A 24201-nucleotide genomic window follows, 5' to 3' on the forward strand; every position below is an offset into this window, starting at 1 on the left:
ATTTGCTCTCATAGCGAGCAGGACACGCAGCCTTCGACCTCGGTGCCCTCCAGGGCCGCCTGACGCAGGCGGATGTAATAGAGCGTCTTGATGCCCTTGCGCCAGGCGTAGATCTGCGCACGATTGATGTCTCGCGTGGTGGCGGTGTCGGGGAAGAACAGCGTCAGCGACAACCCCTGGTCGACGTGTCGCGAGGCCTCGGCATAGGTGTCGATGATCTTCTCCGGGCCGATCTCGTAGGCATCCTGGTAGTACGCGAGGTTATCGTCGTTCAGGTACGGCGCGGGATAGTAGACACGACCAAGCTTGCCCTCCTTGCGGATCTCGATCTTGGCCGCCACCGGGTGGATGCTCGAGGTGGAGTGGTTGATATAGGAGATCGAGCCGGTGGGCGGCACCGCCTGCAGGTTGCGGTTGTAGAGGCCATGAGCCATCACCGAAGCCTTCAGGGCACGCCAGTCGTCCTGATCGGGAATGGCGATGCCGGCGCGCTCAAAGAGGCCACGCACCTTGTCGGTCCGCGGTGTCCACGCCTGCTCGGTGTATTGATCGAAGAACGTCCCACTGGCGTAGGTGGAATCGCCGAAACCGGCAAAGCTCTCGTCGCGCTCGATGGCCAGGCGGTTCGAAGCACGCAGCGCATGATAGGCCACGCAATAGAAGTACAGATTGGTGAAATCCAGCCCTTCCTCGGAACCGTAGAAAATGTGTTCGCGGGCCAGAAATCCGTGCAGGTTCATCTGTCCCAGACCGATGGCCCGCGACTGGGCATTGCCCGCGGCGATGGAGGGCACCGAGCTCAGGTTGCTCATCTCCGAGACGGCAGTGAGCCCGCGCACGGCGATCTCCACACTGGTGCCGATATCGCCGGCATCCATTACCTTGGCGATGTTCATCGACCCCAGGTTGCAGGAAATATCCTGGCCGATATGACGATAGCCGAGGTCTTCCTCATACGTGGTCGGCGTGTTGACCTGCAGGATCTCCGAGCACAGGTTGCTCATGTTGATGCGCCCGGCGATGGGATTGGCGCGGTTCACGGTGTCCTCGAACATCAGGTATGGGTAGCCGGACTCGAACTGCAACTCGGCCAGGGTCTGGAAGAACTCGCGGGCCTTGATCTTGGCCTTGCGGATCCGCCCATCGTCGACCATCTCGGCGTATTTCTCGGTCACGCTGATGTCGCCGAAGGGCATTCCGTAAACGCGCTCGACGTCGTAGGGCGAAAACAGATACATGTCCTCGTTGCGCTTGGCCAGCTTGAAGGTGATGTCGGGAATCGTCACGCCCAGCGAGAGGGTCTTGATGCGGATCTTCTCGTCGGCGTTCTCGCGCTTGGTATCGAGAAAACGCAGGATATCGGGGTGGTGGGCATTGAGATATACCGCACCGGCGCCCTGCCGTGCACCCAGTTGGTTGGCATACGAGAAGGCATCCTCGAGCAGCTTCATGATCGGGATGATGCCCGACGACTGGTTCTCGATGCGCTTGATCGGCGCCCCGGCCTCGCGGATGTTGCTGAGCAGGAAGGCTACCCCGCCGCCGCGCTTGGAGAGCTGCAGTGCCGAATTGATCGACCGCCCGATCGACTCCATGTTGTCCTCGATACGCAGCAGGAAGCACGACACCAACTCGCCACGCTGGCGCTTGCCGCAGTTGAGGAAGGTCGGGGTGGCGGGTTGAAAACGACCACTGATGATCTCGTCGACCAGTGCACGTGCCAGGGTTTCGTTGCCCCGGGCCAGATTCAGCGCCACCATGCAGACGCGATCCTCGTAGCGCTCCAGATAGCGCTTGGCATCGAAGGTCTTGAGCGTATAGCTGGTGTAATACTTGAAGGCCCCGAGAAAGCTCGGAAAGCGAAACTTGGCGGCGTAGGCCTGCTCGAAAAGCGACTTGAGGAAGTCCGGGGCGTACTGCGCCAGGACCTCGGCCTCGTAATACCCCTCCGCCACCAGATAGTCGAGCTTCTCCTCCAGCGAATGGAAGAAGACCGTGTTCTGGTTGACGTGCTGGAGGAAGTACTGACGCGCCGCCTCGCGATCCTTGTCGAGCTGAAGCTCACCCTCGGGTCCGTAAAGGTTGAGCATGGCGTTGAGCGCATGATAATCCAGCGTCTTGGCGCCATTTCCGTGAGGTGTCGCCGTCAGGCGTGGGGTATCCAGCATTTAGTCACTCCCTGATAAACAGTGGCCACGTCGTCGGGCGTACCGAAGAGCTCGAATCGGTGCAGCAACGGCACGTGGCATTTCTCGGCGATGATTCGGCCTGCAAGGCAATAGCCTGCACCGAAGTTGGTATTGCCAGCGGCGATGACCCCTCGCAACCGCTGACGATTTTGCTTGTCGTTGAGAAAGCGAATGACCGGGCCGGGCACTGCGCCTTTCACGCCACCGCCACCATAGGTCGGCGTGACCAGCACAAATGGGCTGTCGACCACCAGGCCGGACGCATCGCGGCTCAACGGGATCCGGCTGGCCGGCAACCCCAGCGCCTGCATGAAACGATGGGTATTGCCGGAACGGGTCGAGAAGTAGACCAGCCCGACACCCGCGCTACCGGGTGTGGGCAATGTCGCCGCTTGACTCATCCCAGCGCTCGGATACGATCCGGCCGGAATCCCGACCAGTGATCCTCTCCTGCCACTACCACCGGCAGCTGGCGATAGCCGAGGCGCTCGACAAACTCGCGGGCCACCGCATCAGCAGCGACATCGACAACCGTATAGTCGAGGCCCTGCTTTTCCAGCGCGCGGTAGGTCGCCGTGCACTGCACACAGGCGGGCTTGCTGTAGATTTCGATGGGCATGATTGATCCTCGCTCGGGGGCTGTAGAGAAGCGCTTTCCGGGGTGGCATGGCGCATCTGGCCAATCACGTCACTTCTCGTCTTGAATCTATATCTGGTAGGTTATCCAAGAATTACATCAATATCTAGTATTTAAATAGCGTTGACTTGCTTACTCCCAACAACGGCGACTGAGTGTCACATGAGGCTGAAACACGCCATGAAACGCCCCCTTCCGCCACCTTGCCTTGACGCCCACATGGGCGCCCCATAGCATGACCGGCAATTCATGGCCTTCCTTATTCCCAGTCGATATCGCCTCCATGCCCGCCAATGCTCCGCCGAAAGCCACTACGTCCCTGCCTATCCATGCGGTAGTTGCCGAGGACTTCGATGCCGTCAATCGGACCATTGCCGATCGACTCGCATCACGAATCCCACTCGTCGAAACCATCGGCCACTACATCATCGCCGGGGGCGGCAAGCGGTTGCGCCCGCTGTTGGTACTTCTGGCCGCGCGCGCGCTGGGTTACGAGGGCGACCGCCACATCACCCTGGCTACGCTGATCGAGTTCATGCACACCTCGACCCTGCTGCACGACGATGTGGTCGACGAATCGCATATGCGCCGGGGCAAATCCACCGCCAATGACGCCTGGGGCAATGCGCCCTCGGTGCTGGTAGGAGATTTCCTGTATTCGCGTTCGTTTCAGATGATGGTCGACATCGGCTCGATGCGGATCATGGAAGTGCTCTCCACCGCCACCTGCACCATCGCCGAGGGCGAAGTGCAGCAGCTGACCAATGTCGGTAATGCCGAGATCGGCGAAGCCGATTACTTCCAGACCATTCAGGGCAAGACCGCCATGCTCTTCGAGGCGGCATCACACAGCGGCGCTATCCTCGCGGAAGCCAGCCCGACACAGGAATCCGCCTTGCAATGCTACGGGCGTTACCTGGGCCTGGCGTTCCAGTTGATCGATGATCTGCTCGACTACGAGGGCGATGCCAACGCCATGGGCAAGAACGTCGGCGATGATCTCGCCGAGGGAAAACCGACCCTGCCGCTGATCCATGCCATCGCCACCGGCACCCCCGACCAGGCAGAACTTGTGCGTCAGGCGATTCGCCAAGGCGGCCTCGATCGTCTTGATGACGTTCTGGCGATCGTCCACGCGACCGGCGCTCTGGACTACACGCGCGCCAAGGCCGAGGAAATGTCCGGCAAGGCGCTGAGCCAGCTCGACGCCCTGCCCCCCAGCCCTTACCGCGACAGCATGGCCGAACTCACCCGCATGGCAGTCGATCGCGAAGCCTGAGCCGCTCGGCGAAAGGCTTGCAAAGCCGGTCACGCCGGGTATAATTCAGCCCCGTTGAGGCGCCAGCCCAACGCGTCGGAGTATAGCTCAGCTTGGTAGAGCGCTGCCTTCGGGAGGCAGAGGTCGTAGGTTCGAATCCTGCTACTCCGACCAGAAAACACTGAAAAAACGGTCACTTAGCTCATCGCAGCGGTGGCCGTTTTGCGTTGTCCGGATTCTAGGTTCCAAATAGGTTCCACGCGTCGAGAACAGGCAGAAACGTTAGGCTACCCGCTCTCCCCTATCCAGGAGTCGAGCCAACCAGCGCTCGTGGCCTGTTACCGCCTAGAGACCTGCTCGAGTGGAATGCGAAAAACCCACTTATAGGTCGCTGACACAACTGACAGAACCCAGTCTCGATGGTGAATGGAGCAGTTCCACCATCGTCACAGCTTCAAGGACCAGCGCTTCCTGGCTCGGGGCTGAAACTTCATCTGTTCCCGGGCATCGAGGCCAATCGCTGGAGAAGATCATGTAGCCTAATGGTGACGAACTTCGGTTAGCGATCATGCACCCAGGGAGGGGCGTCAGCTCAGTAGCTCCAGGGCCTCTTCATGGCTGAGCGATAGGTTGCCGGACAGCTCACGCTGCTCCTTCCATGCTTGGACAGAGACGTGCCGCCCGATCATCTCCAGGTTCTTCAGTTTATCGGGCCACTTGATCTTCTTGAGGAGGCCAACGACCTGACGCTCATCGCCAGAGCCTTCTGCCAATTCGGTTATATCAAAGCTAGTAATATAGGTCCGCCAGATCCTCGGCCACTTCCGCAGCGGCTTAACGCTACCGTCATCGTTGAGGATGTCAGCTACATCCATTGCATCAATTTCAGCCAGGCGCTGTAGCACGCGATCAGCGTCCATCTGAACCCGCTGACTACGCTCCACCTTGTACTGATCTATCAGTTGGCGAACCTGAGGTTTCTTGAGGAGATCAGCCCCGGTGCGATATGCCGTCTTGGGACTGTATCCGGCACGGATAGCGGCTTGGGTGGCATTTAGGTCAAGGATGTACTCCTCGACAAAACGGGACTGCTTCGGCGGGAGTGATTCATTGGGCATAAGGCGATCCTCTCGGATGGCATTTCTTCGATTATAATTCAATCAGCTAGCATTATGACAATGGGTCCTCTGTGATATGGCGCCGGTATCGCGGGTCGAACTGACCTGAAACGCAGATTCGGTGAGCCTACTTCACACAGCCATCTAATGTAGGCTCTAGCCGGAATCTTCTCCCGCCTATCGGGATCAGCTCGAAACGAGGGGCCTACCTCTTGGCCAGTCGATGTTGAAATATCGCTCCAGCCAGCGCCGAATCCTGGGCGATCCGCTGTCGCAGAATTCGGTGCACTGGCTCCAGAAGCCGGGCGTAAGCCGGATGGTTTCCCATGGGCCTTCCATCTCCACCTCGACAGTCAACCAGCCCCGGCATAAGCGCTTGAAGTGCAGCAGACGTCTTGAGGGCGACACCGAGTGCGGCGCGGTCATGGCCAGCTTCAATTCGCGGTGCTGGCGGTCGATGCCGACCTGGACGAAGGACGCACCTCACTTCCCCTCGGGGTGCTTATTTTTCATCCAGCCCGGCACGACGGACGACAGCGCCTCGGAATAGGTTGTGGGCAGCAACGCACCTGCCGGCGTTAGCCGGGGGCCGTCGGCCGGTGAGGAATGCCAGAGAAGGATGGTCAAGCGGAGAAAGTGGCGTTCGGCGGCACGGTCAGGCAGGGCGGTATTTCAGAAAGATGTGACTCCGATGTTGCGCGCCTGGAGCCGAATTTAGACTGGATCCCATGGTTTCCAACGCGCTGCGGTGCAGTCCATCACCCAGGAAAAACCGCTGGACATGAGTAAAGAGGGCACCTACTTTAATTATGTATTCATAAGCTCCCGAGAGGTTGTTAGACATGAACGCGCGCAGGACGTTCCTCGCAGGCGCAGTGCTTGCCTGCATCGTGGCAGTCGGGTCGGCATCGCCGGCCTTTGCCTATCCCGACCGTCCGATCCAGGTGATCGTGCCCTATCCCGCCGGTGGAGGCACCGACATCGTCGCGCGCACGCTGGCCGCGGAGATAGAGAAGGAGCTCGACACTCCCATCAACGTCATCAATCGCGGCGGTGGCGGCGGCATCGTCGGTTCGAACGCGATCGCACGCGCACAGCCTGACGGTTACACAATCGGCCTCGTGGCGAGCGACATCAGCCTCTACGAGCCGCAGGGCCTCGCCGACATCAGCTACGAGGACCTCACAGCGATCGGCCAGACCAACGCGCTCGCCTCCAGCATCACGGTCATCGCGGATTCTCCATACCAGACGGTCGGCGACCTACTGACCGCGATCAAGGAGAACCCGGGCGAGCTGAAGGGCACCGGCGCGCCGCAGAATGCCAACTGGCATGTCGGCTTCCTCGGCCTGATGATGGACCAGGGTATCGACCCGAACACCGTGATCTGGGTTCCGACTCAGGGCGGCACTGCCGGCCATCTCGACGTCGCGGCCGGCAACTCGACCTTCTCTACCGCCTCGCTTGCCGAGGCGCGGGCGCTGATCGAGAGCGGCAAGCTGCGCGCCCTCGCGGTGATGGCAGACGAGCCAATCGGCATCTTCCCCGACGTCCCGACGCTGAAGCAGGAGGGTATCGACTACACGTTCGGCCTGTGGCACGGAGTCGTCGCACCGGCCGGCCTGCCAGACGAGGAGCGCCAGATCCTACTCGATGCCGTGGAGAATGCGGTCAACAGCGAGTCTTTCCGCAACACGCTGACGGAGCGTGGCTTTACCATCGTGTGGCGCCCGGGCGACGAGTTCCGCGACTTTATGAAGTCCGATTACGAAGCCGCGCAGAAGATCTTCGGCGACAACTGAGCTGACGGATGGAAAACCGGCATGCGTATAGGCGACGGATTGATGGGTATCCTGGTGACCGCATTGGGAATCGCCATTTTCTGGTACGCGAGCGGTTTTCCGAACACCTCCGGCAGTTATTACGGGCCGGCATTTGTTCCGCAGATCATCGGCATCGGTCTGGTGATCTGTGGCGTGATCCTTACGCTTCGCGGGCTTTGCGCCCGCGAGGCTGGATCCTTCGGGTTCAGCCTCGACTACCCCTTCGACCAACCGCGCGCTGCACCCGCGATCGGCCTGGTCCTGGCGGCCATACTGGCCTTCGTCTTCCTGGGTGAGGCGCTGGGCTTCCAGATCATCACCTTCGCCACCTTGCTCATTGCCTTCATCTGGACGCGGGGCGGCCTCGTCTTCTGTGCATCGCTGGCACTGGGGCTGACGGTCGCTTTCGACCTGATATTCCGGGTGATGCTGAAGGTTCCAGTGCCGTCCGGGCCGCTTATTGAGCTGATCTACTGATGGGCGCAGATCTCCTCGCCGGGCTCGCCATCGTTGCCGAGCCGAGCGTCCTCCTGACCATCATCGCCAGCGCGATGTTCGGCTTCGTGGTCGGCGCGTTGCCCGGCCTTACGGCCACCATGGCGGTGGCGCTTCTGGTCCCGGTCACCTTTCTGCTTCACCCGGTCGCCGCGATCGCCTCGATCGTCTCGGCCTCGGCTATGTCAATCTTCGCGGGCGACATTCCCGGCGCCCTCCTTCGTATGCCCGGCACGCCGGCCTCGGCCGCTTACATGGAGGAAGCCTATGCGCTGACGCGCAAGGGCGAGGCAGGATTTGTCATCGCTACGAGCGCAACGACGGCAGCGATCGGCGGGATCTTCGGCACGGCCGCGCTGATCCTCGCTTCGCCCGCGCTCGCTGACATGGCGCTTCAGTTCTCGAGCTTCGAGTTCTTCTGGCTCGGTTGCCTTGGCCTTAGCTGTGCCGTCTTCGTGTCCGGAGACGACGTGCCCAAGGGCTTGATCGCGCTGCTGATCGGCCTCCTGATCTCGACCGTCGGCATGGACTACGGTACCGCCTATCCGCGCTTCACCTTCGGCAGCAACGAGCTGATGGACGGCGTGTCGTTCATCCCGGCGCTGATCGGCATGTTCGCGCTGCCGGAGATCGTGCGGTCCCTCTCCTCGACGAAGACGATCGATGACGTTCCGCAACTCGGCAGCAAGGAGTCCTGGAGCAAGGTGCGCGTCGCCCTCCGCAAGTACTGGACCGGCGCCTTGCGCGGCAGCTCGCTCGGCACGGTGATCGGTGCACTGCCGGGGGCCGGCGCCGACATCGCCTCGTGGATCTCCTTCGCCGTTGCGAAGCGCTTCTCCAAGGAGCCGAAGAAATGGGGCACAGGCCACATCGAGGGCATCGTCAGCGCCGGCGCGTCCAACAATGCGGCACTGGCGAGCGCGTGGATTCCCGCCCTCGTTTTCGCGATTCCCGGCGACACGATCACCGCCATCGCGATCGGTGTGCTTTACATGCAGGGCATGAACCCCGGCCCGACCATCTTCATCAACAATGCGGACATGGTCTATGCGGTGTTCATTGTCTTCCTCATCGCGAACTTGCTGCTGGTTCCGTTCGGCTGGGCCGCGATGCGCGTGGCCGGGACCATTCTGCGCATCCCCCAGGGCCTGATCGCGCCGACACTCCTGGTCATGGCCTCGATCGGTGCCTTCGCGATCAACAACGACATGTTTGGCCTGCTCGTCATGCTGGCGCTGGGAGTCCTCGCGTTCCTAATGAATGGCGCCGGATTGCCGCTCGCGCCTACGGTGCTCGGCATCGTGCTCGGCCAGATCGTTGAGAAGAACCTGATTCAGTCGCTCATCAGCACGCAGGGCGACGTGTTCGCATTCTTCGAGCGTCCGCTCTCAGCCTTTCTCGGTGTGCTCACCATCCTTGTCTGGACAGTGCCTCTGGTGCGTTTCGCCTATGGGAGGTTCCGCCCGAAGGTCCGGTGAGGTCTCCCCGACCGTCCAGACGCTATAACCTAAGAATCAAGGGTTTCTGATGAACCACCACACTTATTTTTCCGCTGGGCGGGAGCCAGTCGACACCTGCATCGTCGGGACCGGGGACTTCGGACGCAGCTTCCTCGCGCAGGGGCGGCGAGTGCCGCTGATGCGCTGCCGGATCGCGATCGATCTCGACGCCTCGCGTGCAGCGGCCACGATGCACGCCGTCGGCATCGACGAGACGCAGATCCGCATCTGCGCCGATTCCTCGGAAGCGAAAGCCGCCTGGAAAGAAGGTGCCTACATTGCCGCCGACGATCTCGCCACCGTGATCAACCTCCCTTTCCAGGTGCTGGTGGAGGCGACCGGCCACCCCGAGGGCGGCGCGCGCTACTGCCGCATGGCGATCGAGGCGGGGCGTCACGTCGCGCTAGTCTCCAAAGAGGTAGACAGCGTCGTGGGGCCTGGTCTCGACGCCATGGCGCGCCGCCACGGCCGTGTCGTCACGCCCGTCGACGGCGATCAGCCGAGCCTGTTGATCGGCCTCGTCACCTGGGCCGAGACGCTCGGCCTCGAGATCCTCTCGGCCGGCAAGTCCAGCGAATACGACTACGTCTACGATCCCGCGACCGAGACCATCGCCAGCAACGGTCGCGACTATGACGTGACCGGCTTCTCAGCCATTGATAGGCTCGGGGACCGCGACGCCGCCGAGATCGCCGCCCGGCGATCGGAGATCGCTTCGGCCCTCTCCCAGCGCATTCCACCAGATGCCTGCGAATTGACGCTCTCCGCCAACGGCGTTGGATTCGGTGCCGACAAGCCGATGCTGCACGCGCCGATCGCTCGGATCGACGAAGTGCCGAGCTTCCTCTCCCCGAAATCCGACGGAGGGCTGCTGTCCTCGACGCCGGTGCTCGACGTCTTCCACTGTCTGCGCGGCAAGGACGAGATCAGCTTCGCCGGCGGCGTTTTCGTGGTCGTGCGCTGCAACGACCAGGCCACCTGGGCGATGCTGCAGGGCAAGGGCCATGTGCTGAGCCGCAACGGCAGGACGGCGATGCTCTACCTGCCGCGCCATCTCCTAGGGCTGGAGGCGGCGACGAGCATTCTCGAGGCCGCTCTACACGGCGTCTCGACCGGGGCCACCGAGCCGCGGCATCACACCGATCTCGTCGCCTGCGCCGACATCGACCTCGAAGCCGGCACCATTCTCCAGATGGGTGGTCACCACCACGAGATCCCTGGCGTTTCGACCAGGATGGTGCCCGCGGGTCCGATCGCGCCAGAGTCGCCGGTACCGTTCTACCTCGCCGCGCATCGCAAACTCGTCCGTCCGGTCGGAAAAGGCGACTTCATCGTTCTCGCCGACCTCGAGATCGATCCGGGCTCAGAGCTTCTCAGGCTCAGACAGGCGCAGGATGCACATTTTTTCGGTGAACAAGCGCAGTGAGGGAGAAAAGCGTGAACGGGGAAGGCCCATACCCGTTCCCCGCTCTCGGAAAGTTCGACCTTAGTGACTATTAGGATGCTTCCTGTCGGTGGTTACTTTCCTGATACCTTAGCCTGGAAGCGCTCCCTCCCCGCCAACAATTTCAGTATCAACAGCGCAAACTGCCTTCCCGTCTCCTCGTCCTCCAGCAATGGCATGGAGAGCTTCTCGTGGTCGCTCATGGCGTCGAGCACGGCGTCGGTGACCCGCTTGGGGCACAGGCCGTGCATCACCTGATCCTCGTTGTGGCTTTGGACCTGGGCCATTACCGCCTCGTCGCGCTGGATCCGGTCGGCGATGCCGTTGGCGAAGTGCAGCTTGTCACCGTCGCTGACTTCGGCGCCGTAGAGGTCGTTGAGCTTGTCCATCGATGAGATGTTCGTGCGCTTCGATGGCTTTGAGGCCGGCCCGCTGCTCGAGCACGCCCGCGCGCTGCATCACCAGGTGCGCCAGTACACCGGCATTCCGGTCTGCGTGGTGGTGGCCCCCACGCGCACCCTGGCCAAGCTCGCTAATCGCGCCGCGAAGAAAATCCCCGGCTACCAGGGCGTCTGCGTGCTCCACCCCGGTAGCCCGGAGACCCACAGCCTCCTGCAGCGCACCGCGTTGGGCGATGTCTGGGGCGTCGGTCGTCGCCTGGTCGAAAAGCTCGCCCTGAGGGATGTCCGCACGGCGTGGGATCTCGCCCAGCAGGATCATAAACAGATCAAGCGGCGATTCAGCACCACGCTCGAGCGCACCGTGCTTGAGCTCCAGGGCATCGCCGCCATCGACATGAACGATAACGACGCACCCCGCCAGCGCATCATGACCAGTCGATCGTTCGGCAAGCTCACCGGCGACCTGGTCGAGATCGGCGAAGCGATCCGTCAGCACGCCCAACGCAGTGCCGAAAAGCTCCGCCAGCAAGACAGCCTGACCCGAGCGGTCTACGTGTTCCTCAAGACCAACCCGCACCGCCCCGACCTGCTGCAATACTCCCCTAGCGCCGTGGTCGAGCTGGAACGCCCCACCGATGACAGCCGCGAGATCCTCCACGCCGCCAGCCGCACCCTGCAGGCCATCTATCGGCCTAAGTATCGCTTCATGAAAGCCGGCGTGATGCTGATCGACCTCGTCGACGCCAACCGGCAGCAGCTCTCGCTGCTCGATTCGGCACAAAGCGAGGCTGAGCGCGAGCGCAGCGCCAAGCTGATGGCCGCGATGGACGACCTGAATCAGAAGATGGGACGCGGTACCGTCACGCTGGGTCGGCCCAGCCCCCGTGCCGCCTGGCACCTGCGCTGCGCGAACCGCACGCCACGCTGGACGACGCGGTGGAGTGAGCTAGCCAACGTCAAAGCGCGATAGCAACAGGAGAGCAAAATAGAAACGAGAAAGCCCAACCTTCACAGGTTGGGCTTTTGCCTTCTCTTCCATGATGGCTTCTCACGAACATCCTGTCCGCGCGTCCTTGTGTGCAGTGAGCGTCCGTGCTCGATCTTCCCTGATGAGCCCTCCATGGCTCTATGGATTCAACGTAACAGCTCTCAAAAGATTCATAATTAATGCACATTAATTACGCGTGTAGGAAATTGCCGATAGAAAGATGGAGTCATTGGCCATACCAGAGGCTCATGCAGGATTGATCAGCGCCGCATCCTCGTCATTCCCCGACCGGTTCACGCGAGTGCTTACCGGCCAGTGCGTGATCAGCCCGGCATCCAGATGATGCACCACGCTGCGTATTGTCTCGCGGTCGGTCAGGTCGGGGTCGAGCCACGGCTCGAGGCTCTCAGCATCCAAAGCCAGCGGCATGCGCGAGTGGACCTCCTTGGCAGACCCGCGCCGGCTCGGTGATGATCGCGCAGCCCGGCGTGCCATCCGCCCGCTCGGCCCAGATCCCCGCCAGCCAGAGCGGCTCGCGATCCTCGCAGAATAGACATGATGGATTGACCTGCCCCTCCTCAACGTCGTGGGTTACGTTGAGGTTGAGGCACCAACACAGAGCCACTATTGAGGGAGGCAGGTCATGAAACAGTCTAACGCAACTCAGCAAACCATTGTGGAACGCACTGTCGCCGAGCGGCTCAACGCCGCCAGCGACGTTCCATGCCGCCTATATCGGGCTAGATGTCCACAAGGCGAGCATCTCCGTCTCCATCGCCGAGGCGGGGCGGCATGAGCCCGAGTTCCGTGGCGAGATCCCCAACGCGCCCAAGGCCATCGACACGCTGATTCGCCAACTGAGCGAGCGCTTCGACGGGCAGCCTCTGCTGTTCAACTACGAGGCGGGCCCCTGCGGTTATGGGGTCTATCACCAGGTCCAGGCCGGTGGCCATGATTGTGAGGTCGTCGCCCCCACCTTGATCCCCCAGCGGGCCGGGGATCGCGTCAAGACCGACCGCCGTGATGCGCAGAGGCTGGCCCGTCTGTTGCGTTCCGGCGAGCTGACGCCGGTGTGGGTGCCTACCCCGGAGCAGGAGGCGATCCGCGACCTGACACGGGCCCGTGAGGACATGAAGGCCATCGAGCTCAAGGCGCGACAGCGGCTGAGCGCCTTCTTGATGCGACATGGCAAGGTCCATGGCGGCAAGAGCAAGTGGGGCCAGGCTCACTTCCGCTGGCTGGAGACCGTCCGCTTCGACACCCCCGGTTCTCATTCTGATTGTCGCTGGCTTCTCATCCAGATTGACGCGCTACAGACGCCAGGGTGGCATCACCAGGACCGGCAACGCCCATGTGCGACGCGTGCTGGTGGAGGCCGCCTGGCGCTACCGCTTCCCGGCGCGCAAGACGCGCACCATTCAGCGGCGGGCGGAGAAGACCTCGCCAGCGGTGCAGGCCATCGCCTGGGAGGCCCAGAAGCGCCTGTGCGGGCGTTACCGCCGACTGGCCGCCACCGGCAAGGTCAAGCAACAGGTCATCACGGCCGTGGCGCGGGAGTCGGCCGGCTTCCTGTGGGCGATTGCCTGCGAGGCCATGGGCAAACCGCACGGCAGCCGGGCAACCGCATGACAGTGGCGTCCCAGTGCCTACGGGTCAGGGAGCGTTGGGCCGGTGGGAGAACCCCTGACCTCCCGATGAGGTCCCTGCCTTGCAAGGCAGGGTAACCCTCGCTTATAGACCAGGGCAGCTCCGCGACGAAGTGATGACAGGTCGGTACCCAACCCACGAATACCAGAGAGATCCACCGTCGCTGATCGCCCCTCGCTTCCTGGCCCGTAGGTATTGAGGACAACCGCATGCACCCGAGCCAACCGAACCCTTGACAGGTCAATCCATACCAGCGGGAGGTGGCCACTTTTTCCACGGTGGCGTTGATCGGCTGCAGCGCCTTCTCCCTCACCCAGTGCGGCCGATAGCCCCACCACTGCTCATCCATCACCAGCGGCGCCTTCGATACGAGATTTCTCCTGAGAGGGAGACAAACTCGGCAATTTGGACTTCCGCCAATGCCTGAGCGGGCGGGCGCACGTTCTGACCTGTGTCATTAGATCCAGCCGCCTTGCTGGTCGCCTGTGTCAGGGTAGCAAGGCCTGACCTCAAGACGTCACTGGGCTGTTGCCTTACCAGCATAGAGGGACTACAGCAGGACGCTACAGGATACTGACAACGGCTGGTCTCTCATCAAAGACAGCGTGTCGCCGCCGCAAGCCCTTGACGGCCCGCCATGGTGATCGCCAGGTTAAGCCGCCTTGAAGCAGTTTCGGATCCTTCATTGGAGTTCCTGCCGGGGCATCTTCGGTGAGGTGTCGCCATCCCCCCTTCGGGGTGCCGCGGCTTAAGTGTCGTCTCACCCCCATCGAAGGCGCAGCGCTTTCCTCATACCCCGGCTCCTGGAATGTTGCACTGCACAAATTTTCCTGGTAGTGTGCACGTCATCAGGGCGGGGATCTCCCGTTCGTTCAGAACCTTGGAGGTTCTCACCATGACCAACGCATTTGATACCAAGCAGATCACCGAGCAGTTTGAATCCATGTTCTTCGCGCCGGCTCGTGCCTACGCTGAGCTTTCCGTGGACTACACCGAGAAGCTGGTCAACGCCCAGCTCGACGCTGGCAAGGCGTACTCCGACACCAGCCTGGCGCAGCTGCGCAACCTCATGAACGTCAAGGATGCCGAAGGCCTCTGCGACTACATGGAAGGCCAGCAGCAAGTCGCCAAGGACCTGACCGAGCGCCTGAAAGGCGATGCCGAGAAGGTCGTGGCCCTGCAGCAGGACTTCGCCAAGGACAGCCAGAGGCTGACCGAAGAGAACGTCAAGCAGAGCCAGAAGCTTGTCGAAGAAAACGTCGAGAAGACCCAGAAGGCTGCCGAGAGCAAGGCCAAGCAGGCGACTGATACCAGCGCCAAGACTGCCAAGTCTGCCTGATCCAGGCGCCGGCCATGCCGGAGCACTGACAGGGTAAACCCAAGGGCCGCCGATCATTGATCGGCGGCCCTTGTTGTGGGGAAACAGTTTGTTGGTGAACGCAAACGGGTAGTGAAAACAAATGACTCGATTACGCGTGTGGTTCAGCTAACTTCAAAAGCCGGTAGGGCATGGCATCGTCGGTGTTCTCGCGCTCCCAACAGCAGGCGCCGTAAAACGCTTGGCCGGAAAGTACCTGCTGAAGCGCTCGATGAACGACTATCCTTGGCACTATAAGCCAGTATTGCGACGACCCCTTGACCCTTAGCAACGTGGAGCCTTCACAGTGGCCGAACAGAACAGCGTGATCGCCTTCTATGACGAACGAATGCTGGCCCATGAACCGGATATCGAGGTGCCCTTCCTGCCGGGGCGCATGGACAAGCGAATCCGCTCGCTTCTGTCTGGGCTGGGGGTGCCCTGGACGTATCCCGAACACCCCGCCCGGCTCACCGCCATCCGGCACCTGCTGGAACTCGAACCGGTCCCCGGGGTGACCTTCGAGACCGGCAGGCCGGCAACTCGCGAGCAGCTAGGGCGCGTCCACACCAACTCCTACCTGGACAGCATTTACCAGCTGCGCGGAGAGAACGCCTGGCTGGACGAAGATACCACGGCAGTATCACCCGGTAGCGTCGATGCCGCCGAAGTGGCCGCCGGCACGGCGATCGCCGCCGTCGAGGCGGTGGTAGAGGGGCGAGCCGAGAGCAGCTTCGCGCTGGTAAGGCCCCCCGGCCACCACGCCGAACCGGTGCGCGCCCGCGGCTTCTGCTTGTTCAACAACGTGGCGGTGGCTGCCGCCCATGCCCAGGCGGCGCTGGGCTGCCAGCGGGTCATGATCGTCGATTGGGATGCCCATCACGGCAACGGCACCCAGGACATCTTCTGGGCGGATCCGGATGTGCTGTTCTTCGATATACACCGTGCCGCTCCCTTCTATCCCGGCACAGGGAGTCTCGCGGAGGTCGGGGTGGGCCTCGGGGATGGCGCCATCGTCAATGTTCCCCTGCCTGCCGATGCCGACGACGCCGCCTATCTCAAGGCATTCCGCGAGATCCTGGTACCGGCGGCCCAGTGGTTCCGCCCCGATCTTATCCTGGTCTCGACAGGATTCGATCCCCACACCCATGACCTGGCGCTAAATGTCTCCTATGACGGCTTTGCCGCCATGACTGGCATCCTGCAGCGCCTGGCACGCCAGCAGTGCGGGGGCAGGCTGGTCTTCGTGCTGGAAGGCGGCTACAACTTGATATCGCTGTCGCACGGCGTCAGGTCGGTGCTCCAGGTGCTGGCCGGCGACGAGCCACCGGAACCCGGCCTGCGCGGCCTTGCCGAGGTGGAGGCCGCGCAGGCCTTCTATCGCGGTGCCTTCGTCACCGAACCGGAAGCGTCGGCTGCTCCGCCCGACGCCGGTCAGGAGGGGCAATAAAGCCCGATGCCGAGATATGGCGTCCAGGCTGCTCGGGCGGTGGGTGATGTTCCCATTAGGGAGGAGCATGTGATGGGCGTAACACTGAAGAACATCACCCGCGAGAACTTCGAGGACGTCATTGCGCTGGAGGTAGCGACATCACAGCGTGACTATGTCGCTGACAATCTGTACTCCATTGCCGAATCGAGCTTCCATCCGACCTATCAGTCTCGCGCCATCTATTGCGACGGGGAAGCGGTCGGCTTTCTCATGTACGAATCCTTCCACCACGACGACCGGCCGCCTGCCTACAACATCTTCCGTCTCATGGTCGATAGACGCCATCAGGGAAGAGGCATCGGGCACAGGGCCATGCAGTGCGTGCTGGACGAGATTAGGGCACAGGGCCCCTTCGAGAGGATCGCGATCTGCTATGTGTCCACCAACCAGGTCGCCCGGGACTTCTACTCCAGTCTCGGCTTCCAGGAGACGGCGCTGAGCGAGGAAACCGGCGAGGTCATCGCCGAGATCCGGGGGTGACGAGGGACGCCTCCTGCACACCCGGGGTAGCCGGGAGGGGCGGGAGGTCTCGCGAAGGAAGTCGAGGCCAAGCACTGGCAGCACGGTGCGGATCTGCTCCACGAAGAAGGCCATGTCGGCGCGATCCGACTCGGGCAGGTTGATGTAGTCGTGGGCGGTGCCGTTAATCAGCTTGCAGCGGCCGACCTGGCCGGCATTCTGAATCAGCAGGCTCTCCAGATACTTCACATGGGCCTTGGTGAGGTTCTGGTCCTTGCTGGTGATCAGGCAGACTTTCTCCCAGAAGTCCTTGCCGTCCCCAGAACCCGAAACAGCTTCGGGGCGGTTGTGCTGCTTGAGGCGGGTGCCGACATCGTCACTATCGTCGATATAGACCAGCGGGCGAAGGCTGTTCTCGGGGTCGGGGCCGACCAGGAAATAGATCCCGGTACGCCCACACTCTGGGCGCTGCACCAACTCGCTGAGCTTACTGCGCGGCCCGGTGAGCACATGCCCCGTCCAGTTCATGATCTCAGCGGTAAGCAAGCCATTGGGTGTGCCGTCCACCAGAAAGAGCCGGATGCTGCGTCCCTGACTCATACCGCCTCCGTTTGGGTTGCCTCGTTGGCGACAGACACTCCTACCGGAGGCAGCCAGCCACGTACACGGGGCTTGCCGGTGATGCCAGGAGCGAATCGTCCAGGATCTTTTAGACCCCCATTGGGCTTTGCCTGGTGCTCCTGAGCGGCGGCCAGCATCGCGGCCTTGGTGAACTCCAGCACACTCTCCAGGCGGCGCAGCAGAGTGAAGGGAAGAATGATGCGGCCGTACTGGGACTGTTTGAAATCGACACGCAGCAGGTCGGCGACAGACTAGATGAAGGCGGCTGTCTAGGAGTGATTCTCCGTATTCAAGATGCGTCCCCGCGGAAAAGAAGCCGTGATGAGTGTGCGAACCATCATACACAGCGAAGCGGAATGAGGGGGGAAGGTGGAGCCGGAATGCATTAACAATTCTTCGATTAGACTTGGCTCATAGCATAACGCAGGGCAAACTCGACTAAGCTGGCAGGCGATACCAGCTTACATTCCAGGGAATATAGAGAAGAAAAAATGAAAACGATTGCAGCAATAGCAACGACGGCAGCGCTCTCCGCGCTTCTCGCAGGATGTGCAGCGCCATCCGTCACACCGCCGTCTGCAGGAGTCGGTAATCAGGAAAGATCATACGGCGGCGACTTTTCAGATATTTGGGAGGATACCGTCGACTGATTTGCAATGAAAAATATACCGATCAAGAATATCGAGCGCGACTCGGGAATCATTAGCTCCGATTACTCGCTTGGCGCTGGCTTTAGCCAGATCGATTGTGGTGCCGTCGATCCAGGCGAGGTGCATATGCTCATCGACCAAAACGTAATGGCTAACATTAACGTATTGGTGCGCGACCGTTCTGACCAGGTATCGGTACAGCCAAATGTATTTGGGAAAGGTCTCTTCACTTTCCGCAACTCGTTTGATCACAAACTGTTGAAATCAATTCGAGTCGATCGTTGTGTCTCAACCGGTGAGCTGGAACGAAGCTTACATAACCACATTCAGAGTCGGCTCTGAGAGCCAAAGGCCCCGGCTGCCGGGGCCTTCGCTTCTCCTTTAACCGTCGCGCTTCACGTAGCCCAATTTCTTGGTCAGCTCGTTCAGCTGTGAGTGCAGTTGACCTTCCCCTGGTTTAGGTCCGCTATCAATGTGAGAAACCGCTGCCGGCCCATTGTCCTGGCCTTGCTGCGCACGGTGGACTCGGGAACTTCATGCGTGAAAGCGAGGTGGCGGATGGAGAATTGACCCGCGGCAATCGCGTTCGATGGCCTCCCTGCCGTACTTTCTCGTGGTACGAACCTCCCAGATGGCATGAAAGGTGTCTCAACTTAAACCGGGATTGCCCTGTCAGCGGTACCCGCTTCATCGGTTTTATCCCTGATCGCCAGCACCATACCTACCAGGCTTTTCAGTCGGTTCCTGACCAGCTCAGCCAATGTACCGTCCGGCAGATGAGCCTCGATGTGCTCAAGAGCGTCACTTGCGAACTCTAGGACGTTGGTGACGGGATCGTGTTCCAGGGTACACAGCAGCAGCTCGGCCTCGCCCACTGCATCTTCGGTCCTCATGCTTCGCAGGCTGGACAGCAGACGGCTGGCCTCGTGGATCGCGTCATCCATCATCGGTCAGCACCTCCACGTCAGCGCCAGGCCAGCGACCCATTAATCGTCCTCCTCTGGCACGAAGTCCGAATGCCACCAGTAGTCAAGGCGAGGTCTGCCTGCCGTTGGCGTCTCGACTTCCGTCAGATAGCCGTACTCCAACAGCAGATCAATAGCCCCCTGAGCTGCCGCCGTAGTGTCAAGGGCAGACCAGCCGCGCTGTTGGACTTGCTTAGCCTTGAAGGGATTGGGCAGTTTGTTACGGCGCTTCAGGATCAGCTTCGCCCCATCCACGTCGCGGTTCGTGGCGGCGCTGTATAGACGTTCCGCGTGGCTGCGCAGATAGTCCGCCCATTCGAGGGCGCGAGCAGTGGCTATCTTGCCAACGGCCTCGTTGTCGCCGTCGATTAGCGCAAACAGCAAGGCCAAGCTGCCGACCGTTTTTGGCATCTTCAGCAGATGCTCGGCCAAGAGAGGTGAGAGGGAGTCAGACCGGCACTCGAGATTGATTTCTGTGATCCACTCGACAAACAGCTTCTGAGCTTCCGGCGTGAACCGCCAGGCCGGTGGGTTGCCATCTTCATCAACGCCAAGGTCGAGGCTGTGTAGCCGGAAAATGTCTGGGCGAAGCGCTCCTTGGCCCTAGGATCCGGCGTTCTGTCGATCCACTCCCAGCCCCTCACCGGGTCAGGCCATACAGCCAATTGGAAGCGCTGCACCAAACCATCATTCACCGATCCCTTCGAAGCGCTCTGCACCAAGGGGGCCAGCTTACTGGGCTGGATACCGCCTACGATGTTCAGGGCACAGTGTTCGATGGCCACGGTCCCCCTGCCGATCCGGTCATAGGTGAAGCATGAATCGCCGTTGTAGGCTTCGAGGTAGAACGCCCGCTCCCCGGAGTGCTCCTCTTGCTGCATCTTGGCGAGAAGACCAGACAGCTCATCACGCAGGATAGTGAGGTGATGGTCGTTCTCGTTCATCAGCTCTCCCGCCTTCTCGACCGTGCTGTCGTTGAGGATAAAGCGTTCGGTGGAGCCTGGCTCTCTGGGAGCCGCTACAGACTGCAAGGTCTTCTTTGCGCCATCCATGTCGCCCTTCTCTTCCTGGCCCTTGGCCTTCTTCTTGGCGGCAGCCTTGGCGATCTCTGCCAGCTCGCTATCCTCCTTGTACTCGGCAATGGAAGCCTCGTGCCGCTTCAGTGCATCAACCTCGATAACGTCGATGGGAAAGCGGATGGTCTTGATCGCAGGCGTCTTCATCGCAGAATGCCCACCGACCAGCACTGCCCACAGAATCACTGTAATTTCCCAGTCGTCATACTGCTTTGGCCTCATACGGACCTTGTGTCCTACCAGGCTCGCCAGCAGTACTAGGGCGACCACGGCGCAATACTCAGGGGGACATTGGAGACGCCGGGCCACGTCGAGCACATAATCGCGCAGCTCATCGGGCAGCATCTCTGGGGTGAAGCCGATCACTGGGGGGAGGCTGGGCGGCAACGCCTTGGGCTTCATGGCATGGGTAGCTTCCTCGACCTGGCGAGCAATGGTGGTAATGCTCATACAGACACCTCCCCGCCCATGGCAGCCAGGTCATTGAAATCTGTCCCCTCGGCACCCTCGGAGAACGTTGGCCAGATGCAGCGACCACCCACGGCAGCGCCAGCAGCCTGGCCTGCCATGATGCCGGGATTGCCCTCGGTGCCGTGGTCGTAGTCGTAGTCGGCTGCGATGATGATCCTCGCATCGGGGTAGCGACGGTGAAGGTAGCGAGCGACGGGCAGCAGGTTGCCGGCATCCATTGCGCAGGCCACGGCCGAGCCGGTCGCCGCGTGCAGCGTCATGCCGGTCGCCCACCCCTCGCAGATCAACAGCGGCCGGCCGGTGTCGAACTGCCCGATAGGGTGATAGCAGCCCTTCTTGCGGCCGCCTGTCAGAAATCGCTTGGTGCCATCGGTGGCGATGGTCTGCACATTCACCAGTTGAGTGCCATCAGTCAGTGGCACTAACAACAGGTGTCCGAGCTGGCGCGCCCAGCCAGGTGCTACGTCCTTGCGTAGCAGATAGGGGTGCTCCTGAGCAGGCAACGCCCTTCCCCACAGCGCACGGGCACGCTCGGCGGCCTCGCTATGTTGCTGGGAAAGCGCTGCCTGTTGGCGCTCACGAGCCACTTGGACCTGCTGCTGCGCCTCGCGCCGCGCATTGGCGCGCTCCTCATCGGTTGCCTGCTCATCGGCCAGCACGACGAGATGCTGCTCTCCGGTATCCCAGCGGCCAAGCATGGCGGCTTCATGGCCGAGTATCGCCGCATAGCCGTCAAGATCCCGCTTGCCGGGCGGCTTGAATCGCTGCCACTGCCCTCGGCCTTGCAGCGAAATACCTATGCCGTACAGTTCCCTCACCGCCAGCAGCAGAGCACTGTCGATGGTATGATGGCGTTGATCCATCTCGATAACGCTATCTAATCGCGCCCGGCCCCCACAGCCGGGCGCTTTCTTATAATCGATCATTGGCTACCTCCCAGGGCACCATCACCCGAGGTCAGTGCATGTACCCTGTCCGTTTTGTCCGAGAAAGCCACTCAGGTGATGCCAAGCACCGATCAACGAAAAAGCAAGCTCGAACATCACGATACCCTCCCTGCCACGGCCACCTCGGCGGTGCTTCCGTAGTCGTCGGCATCAGCGAGCCAGTCGAGCACATCCTTGAGGCGATAGCGGATTGCCCGACCGCGCTTGACGAAGCGCGGCGCCGGTTTTCCTAACAGGGTGCCGGTGCAACGAGCCTTGCGTGCGGTCGTTGGTTGGGCGGGGATCAAATTAGGGAATACCGCCGCCTCGGGCAGCTCGATGAGTTCTGGGTCGAGGCCATCACGGTACTTGGCCAGCGCATTGGCAAGGATGTCGCTGGGATCTTGCGTCTTGGTGGGCATCGAAGCGCCTCCACGTTGCTTGTGTGGGTTGACGCTTCAAGGCTCGCTGACAAAGCGGATGGTGTATTGCCAGATTTCATCTCGAAAAATGGAAGTCGTTAATGAATCACCGGCGATCTCAATGACCAAGTGCCACACCTTGGCTATCCTCTTTATACCCCTCGCGAAAGAGGTGCTTTTATGGAGGTGCTCTCACAGCGCAGCCGGGATGCGGCAGCAGAGTTCGCCCCGGTGGAGGATTTTTTCCTCCTTTCAATCTACGGGGACGCGAGGAGCGCCGCGGGGGCTTGCGATTTCACCTTCGGGAATCCCCACGAGATGCCACTTGCCGGTCTTTTGGAGGCCCTTTCACGGAACCTTCACCCGCAGAACCCCGAGTGGTTTGCCTACAAGACGAGTGAGCCCGAGCCGCGGGCCTTCATTGCCGAGGCACTTTCTCGCGAACTCGGACTTGATTTCGAACCTGAGGATATCGCGCTGACGCAAGGCGCCTTCGCCGCCATTGCGCTCTCCTTTCGCCTAGTGCTCGACGCGGGTGACGAGGTGATCATCCCGGTCCCCGGCTGGTTCTGCTACGCGTCGATGCTGCGGGTCGCGGATCTCGTCCCGGTCAAGGTCGGCCTGAGTGAACCCGCCTTCGACCTTGACCTGGAAGCGATCGAAGCGGCCATCACGCCGCGCACGCGCATGGTCGTCGTCAACAGCCCGCACAATCCTACCGGCCGGGTGTATTCGCGAAAGCAGCTTCAATCGCTCGCCGATCTACTCGACGCTGCGTCCCACCGCATTGGTGCACGTATCTGGCTGCTCTCGGACGAACCCTACCGACGCATCCGTTTCGACAATGCGCCCTTCGTGAGCCCCGCCGCGCTCTACCCATGGACGCTGATCGACTACAGCTACGGCAAGGTGCTCCTTGCCCCCGGCCAGCGGCTCGGGTACCTGGCGATCTCACCGCGTCTGCCGACAGAGCAGCGTGCGGAACTGCGCGGTGCGACCTTCCCCGTCCAGATGGCGATGGGCTGGACCTTCCCGAACGCGCTCATGCAGTACTCGGTTGCTTCCCTGGAGAATGTGTCGATCGATCTGGTTGCCCTCGCCGCGAAGCGGGATCGAATGCTCCACTCGCTTGAGCAGTGGGGCTATCAAATGGTTCCTCCGGAAGGGACATTCTACCTGTGGGGAGAGGCGCCGGGGGGCGACGCGCTGCGCTTTGTCGAGACCCTGGCCGCGCGGTCCGTGTTCGTGATGCCCGGCACTCTCTTCGAGCGGCCACGCCACTTTCGGATCAGCCTGACGGCCAACGCCAAGATGATCGAGCGGGCATTGCCGATATTTCGGGACGCCGCCATCACTTCCAGCGGAAGATATTAACTTTTTGCCCGGTAATTTCTTCCATAAACTCATAAGACATTCGCCTAAATTTCACCGGGTCACTATAGTATTCGTTGCTCAGAGTAGTCTTCTTCTTCATCTCAAACTTCTCAGCCACTTCTTCAAACAACCCATCGCCCATTGGCTTACCCATTCTCTTATTTTGGTAATACACCTCCATAGTGGCCATCCACCTTTCGTGACGATCTTTTTTCAAATATCCACCAATGACTAAGGGCGGGCTCGCCAGCTCGCCAACCTTTTTATTTTGCGATCTTACTAGAGGCATACCTTGCCTTTGCCCAAACCATTTTGAACCGCCTTCAATGAATTCATGTGCAGCAACTTGCAAGGCCTCGAGGTGGTGCGTTTCGGGGATATTAGACGGGTTAGTCAGCGCAGCGATTGCCGCCACCATTGCTCCAACACTTTCCCCGTAATCAGCCAGATATTTAGCTTCTAGCCGGCCTGCTTCAGCTCTAGAAAGTCTAAAAAACTATCTCTTTGTCGAGATTCATTGGGATGTCTGCTCTGCAATTTGCGCCTGCATAGCTAAATATGACGCTCGCTGCATCCTCTAAGGTTGCACCATCCCAGTCCACACCATTAGTTGGAAGTTTGTCGCCGCCCATATAATCAGCCAATCGATTCAATACATCATTCAAATCAAACTGGATAGACTTCAGCTCTTCATCCATGCAGAACTACCTCTTCGCTGGTGCCATGGATTACGGTCAACGTCTTGTGGCTCCGATCGGCCGTGCCGCCATCTAGCATTGGTGTGGCAATAGCGAACGCCTCCACGGCTTCCCGGGTATGATCGGACCGCAGGTGGGCATAGTGGGTGATCGTGGTCTGGATATCCGAATGCGCCATCAGCTTTGAGACC

The 24201-nt window shown here is 60.9% G+C and carries 26 protein-coding genes, 1 tRNA gene and 1 pseudogene; 13 read left to right on the forward strand and 15 right to left on the reverse strand.

The features are described from left to right. Positions 1-8 precede the first annotated feature (8 nt). The 3 genes from nrdE to nrdH are packed head-to-tail and all read right to left on the reverse strand — an operon-like array spanning position 9 to position 2808. Positions 9-2168: a class 1b ribonucleoside-diphosphate reductase subunit alpha gene (gene nrdE, locus KG088_RS14865; protein ID WP_213826647.1), complete on the reverse strand. Its 2160-nt coding sequence runs from the start codon at positions 2166-2168 to the stop codon at positions 9-11. Continuing rightward, positions 2147-2590 (reverse strand): class Ib ribonucleoside-diphosphate reductase assembly flavoprotein NrdI, encoded by a 444-nt coding sequence (gene nrdI, locus KG088_RS14870; RefSeq protein ID WP_213826649.1) that lies wholly within the window; start codon positions 2588-2590, stop codon positions 2147-2149. The genes nrdE and nrdI overlap by 22 nt, the downstream gene beginning before the upstream one ends. Continuing rightward, positions 2587-2808: a glutaredoxin-like protein NrdH gene (gene nrdH, locus KG088_RS14875; RefSeq protein ID WP_213826651.1), complete on the reverse strand. Its 222-nt coding sequence runs from the start codon at positions 2806-2808 to the stop codon at positions 2587-2589. The genes nrdI and nrdH overlap by 4 nt, the downstream gene beginning before the upstream one ends. 301 nt (positions 2809-3109) lie before the next feature. On the opposite strand from nrdH, the gene ispB reads away from it, so the two are divergent. Further along, a complete protein-coding gene (gene ispB, locus KG088_RS14880; protein ID WP_213826653.1) occupies positions 3110-4105 on the forward strand; it encodes an octaprenyl diphosphate synthase in 996 nt (331 codons plus the stop codon). Positions 4106-4181: 76 nt separating this feature from the next. Further along, positions 4182-4258: transfer RNA gene (locus KG088_RS14885), tRNA-Pro, on the forward strand. A gap of 413 nt (positions 4259-4671) precedes the next feature. On the opposite strand, the gene KG088_RS14890 is transcribed toward KG088_RS14885, so the two are convergent. Beyond that, complete coding sequence (locus KG088_RS14890; protein WP_213826655.1) at positions 4672-5202, reverse strand: terminase small subunit; 531 nt, start codon at positions 5200-5202, stop codon at positions 4672-4674. 842 nt (positions 5203-6044) lie between these two features. Between KG088_RS14890 and KG088_RS14895 the strand changes: the two genes are divergently transcribed. The 4 genes from KG088_RS14895 to KG088_RS14910 are packed head-to-tail and all read left to right on the forward strand — an operon-like array spanning position 6045 to position 10445. After that, positions 6045-7004 (forward strand): Bug family tripartite tricarboxylate transporter substrate binding protein, encoded by a 960-nt coding sequence (locus tag KG088_RS14895; protein WP_213826657.1) that lies wholly within the window; start codon positions 6045-6047, stop codon positions 7002-7004. Between the two features lie 42 nt (positions 7005-7046). Beyond that, on the forward strand, positions 7047-7502 hold the full coding sequence (locus KG088_RS14900) for a tripartite tricarboxylate transporter TctB family protein (RefSeq protein WP_213826659.1): 456 nt from the start codon (positions 7047-7049) through the stop codon (positions 7500-7502). Continuing rightward, a complete protein-coding gene (locus KG088_RS14905; protein ID WP_213826661.1) occupies positions 7502-8998 on the forward strand; it encodes a tripartite tricarboxylate transporter permease in 1497 nt (498 codons plus the stop codon). Before KG088_RS14900 ends, KG088_RS14905 begins: the two co-directional genes overlap by 1 nt. Positions 8999-9047: 49 nt before the next feature. Then, positions 9048-10445 (forward strand): NAD(P)H-dependent oxidoreductase, encoded by a 1398-nt coding sequence (locus KG088_RS14910; RefSeq protein ID WP_213826663.1) that lies wholly within the window; start codon positions 9048-9050, stop codon positions 10443-10445. 92 nt (positions 10446-10537) lie between these two features. Here KG088_RS14910 and KG088_RS14915 read toward each other — a convergent pair whose 3' ends face one another. After that, on the reverse strand, positions 10538-10852 hold the full coding sequence (locus KG088_RS14915; protein ID WP_213826665.1) for a hypothetical protein: 315 nt from the start codon (positions 10850-10852) through the stop codon (positions 10538-10540). Between KG088_RS14915 and KG088_RS14920 the strand changes: the two genes are divergently transcribed. Further along, complete coding sequence (locus KG088_RS14920) at positions 10845-11834, forward strand: DinB/UmuC family translesion DNA polymerase (RefSeq protein WP_250148292.1); 990 nt, start codon at positions 10845-10847, stop codon at positions 11832-11834. The genes KG088_RS14915 and KG088_RS14920 overlap by 8 nt on opposite strands. Positions 11835-12098: 264 nt before the next feature. On the opposite strand, the gene KG088_RS19670 is transcribed toward KG088_RS14920, so the two are convergent. Next, positions 12099-12281, reverse strand: a complete 183-nt coding sequence (locus tag KG088_RS19670; RefSeq protein ID WP_250148293.1) for an SOS response-associated peptidase — start codon at positions 12279-12281, stop codon at positions 12099-12101. Positions 12282-12538: 257 nt separating this feature from the next. Here KG088_RS19670 and KG088_RS14930 point away from each other — a divergent pair. The 4 genes and pseudogenes from KG088_RS14930 (at position 12539) to KG088_RS20060 (ending at position 16828) form a co-directional block, all read left to right on the forward strand. After that, positions 12539-13481: pseudogene (locus KG088_RS14930) on the forward strand (IS110 family transposase). A 913-nt stretch (positions 13482-14394) separates the two neighbouring features. Further along, positions 14395-14838, forward strand: coding sequence for a phasin family protein (locus tag KG088_RS14935; RefSeq protein ID WP_213826667.1), 444 nt, complete (start codon positions 14395-14397; stop codon positions 14836-14838). A gap of 325 nt (positions 14839-15163) precedes the next feature. Further along, complete coding sequence (locus KG088_RS14940) at positions 15164-16306, forward strand: histone deacetylase family protein (RefSeq protein WP_319941449.1); 1143 nt, start codon at positions 15164-15166, stop codon at positions 16304-16306. Between the two features lie 72 nt (positions 16307-16378). Beyond that, the gene (locus KG088_RS20060; protein WP_406565613.1) at positions 16379-16828 is read left to right on the forward strand and encodes a GNAT family N-acetyltransferase; all 450 of its coding nucleotides are present in this window, start codon (positions 16379-16381) and stop codon (positions 16826-16828) included. A 575-nt stretch (positions 16829-17403) separates the two neighbouring features. Here the strand turns inward: KG088_RS20060 and KG088_RS19680 are convergent. Next, complete coding sequence (locus KG088_RS19680; RefSeq protein WP_319941451.1) at positions 17404-17667, reverse strand: type I restriction-modification system subunit M N-terminal domain-containing protein; 264 nt, start codon at positions 17665-17667, stop codon at positions 17404-17406. A 417-nt stretch (positions 17668-18084) separates the two neighbouring features. On the opposite strand from KG088_RS19680, the gene KG088_RS14955 reads away from it, so the two are divergent. After that, positions 18085-18420 carry a hypothetical protein gene (locus KG088_RS14955; protein ID WP_213826669.1) on the forward strand — a complete coding sequence of 112 codons (336 nt, stop codon included), beginning with the start codon at positions 18085-18087 and terminating at the stop codon, positions 18418-18420. Between the two features lie 311 nt (positions 18421-18731). Here the strand turns inward: KG088_RS14955 and KG088_RS14960 are convergent, their stop codons facing one another. The 5 genes from KG088_RS14960 to KG088_RS14980 form a co-directional block, all read right to left on the reverse strand. Next, a complete protein-coding gene (locus KG088_RS14960) occupies positions 18732-19025 on the reverse strand; it encodes a hypothetical protein (protein ID WP_213826671.1) in 294 nt (97 codons plus the stop codon). Between the two features lie 39 nt (positions 19026-19064). Further along, positions 19065-19538, reverse strand: coding sequence for a YfjI family protein (locus KG088_RS19865; RefSeq protein ID WP_264759062.1), 474 nt, complete (start codon positions 19536-19538; stop codon positions 19065-19067). Then, entirely contained in the window at positions 19457-20569 is a 1113-nt protein-coding gene (locus KG088_RS14970; RefSeq protein ID WP_213826675.1) for a DUF3987 domain-containing protein, read from the reverse strand. Before KG088_RS14970 ends, KG088_RS19865 begins: the two co-directional genes overlap by 82 nt. Continuing rightward, on the reverse strand, positions 20566-21516 hold the full coding sequence (locus KG088_RS14975) for a toprim domain-containing protein (RefSeq protein WP_213826677.1): 951 nt from the start codon (positions 21514-21516) through the stop codon (positions 20566-20568). The genes KG088_RS14970 and KG088_RS14975 overlap by 4 nt, the downstream gene beginning before the upstream one ends. A 116-nt stretch (positions 21517-21632) precedes the next feature. Next, positions 21633-21938, reverse strand: a complete 306-nt coding sequence (locus KG088_RS14980; RefSeq protein ID WP_213826679.1) for a hypothetical protein — start codon at positions 21936-21938, stop codon at positions 21633-21635. Positions 21939-22118: 180 nt separating this feature from the next. Between KG088_RS14980 and KG088_RS14985 the strand changes: the two genes are divergently transcribed. Next, entirely contained in the window at positions 22119-23312 is a 1194-nt protein-coding gene (locus KG088_RS14985) for an aminotransferase class I/II-fold pyridoxal phosphate-dependent enzyme (RefSeq protein WP_213826681.1), read from the forward strand. On the opposite strand, the gene KG088_RS14990 is transcribed toward KG088_RS14985, so the two are convergent. The 3 genes from KG088_RS14990 to KG088_RS15000 form a co-directional block, all read right to left on the reverse strand. Further along, positions 23290-23730, reverse strand: coding sequence for a hypothetical protein (locus KG088_RS14990; RefSeq protein WP_213826683.1), 441 nt, complete (start codon positions 23728-23730; stop codon positions 23290-23292). The two genes, KG088_RS14985 and KG088_RS14990, sit on opposite strands and share 23 nt — an antisense overlap. Before the next feature lie 70 nt (positions 23731-23800). After that, positions 23801-24010, reverse strand: coding sequence for a hypothetical protein (locus tag KG088_RS14995; protein WP_213826684.1), 210 nt, complete (start codon positions 24008-24010; stop codon positions 23801-23803). After that, a complete protein-coding gene (locus KG088_RS15000; protein WP_213826686.1) occupies positions 24003-24188 on the reverse strand; it encodes a hypothetical protein in 186 nt (61 codons plus the stop codon). Before KG088_RS15000 ends, KG088_RS14995 begins: the two co-directional genes overlap by 8 nt. Between the last annotated feature and the right edge of the window lie 13 nt (positions 24189-24201).

The organism is Halomonas jincaotanensis, assembly GCF_018448785.1.
In the GTDB taxonomy this organism is placed as follows: Bacteria; Pseudomonadota; Gammaproteobacteria; order Pseudomonadales; family Halomonadaceae; genus Halomonas; species Halomonas jincaotanensis.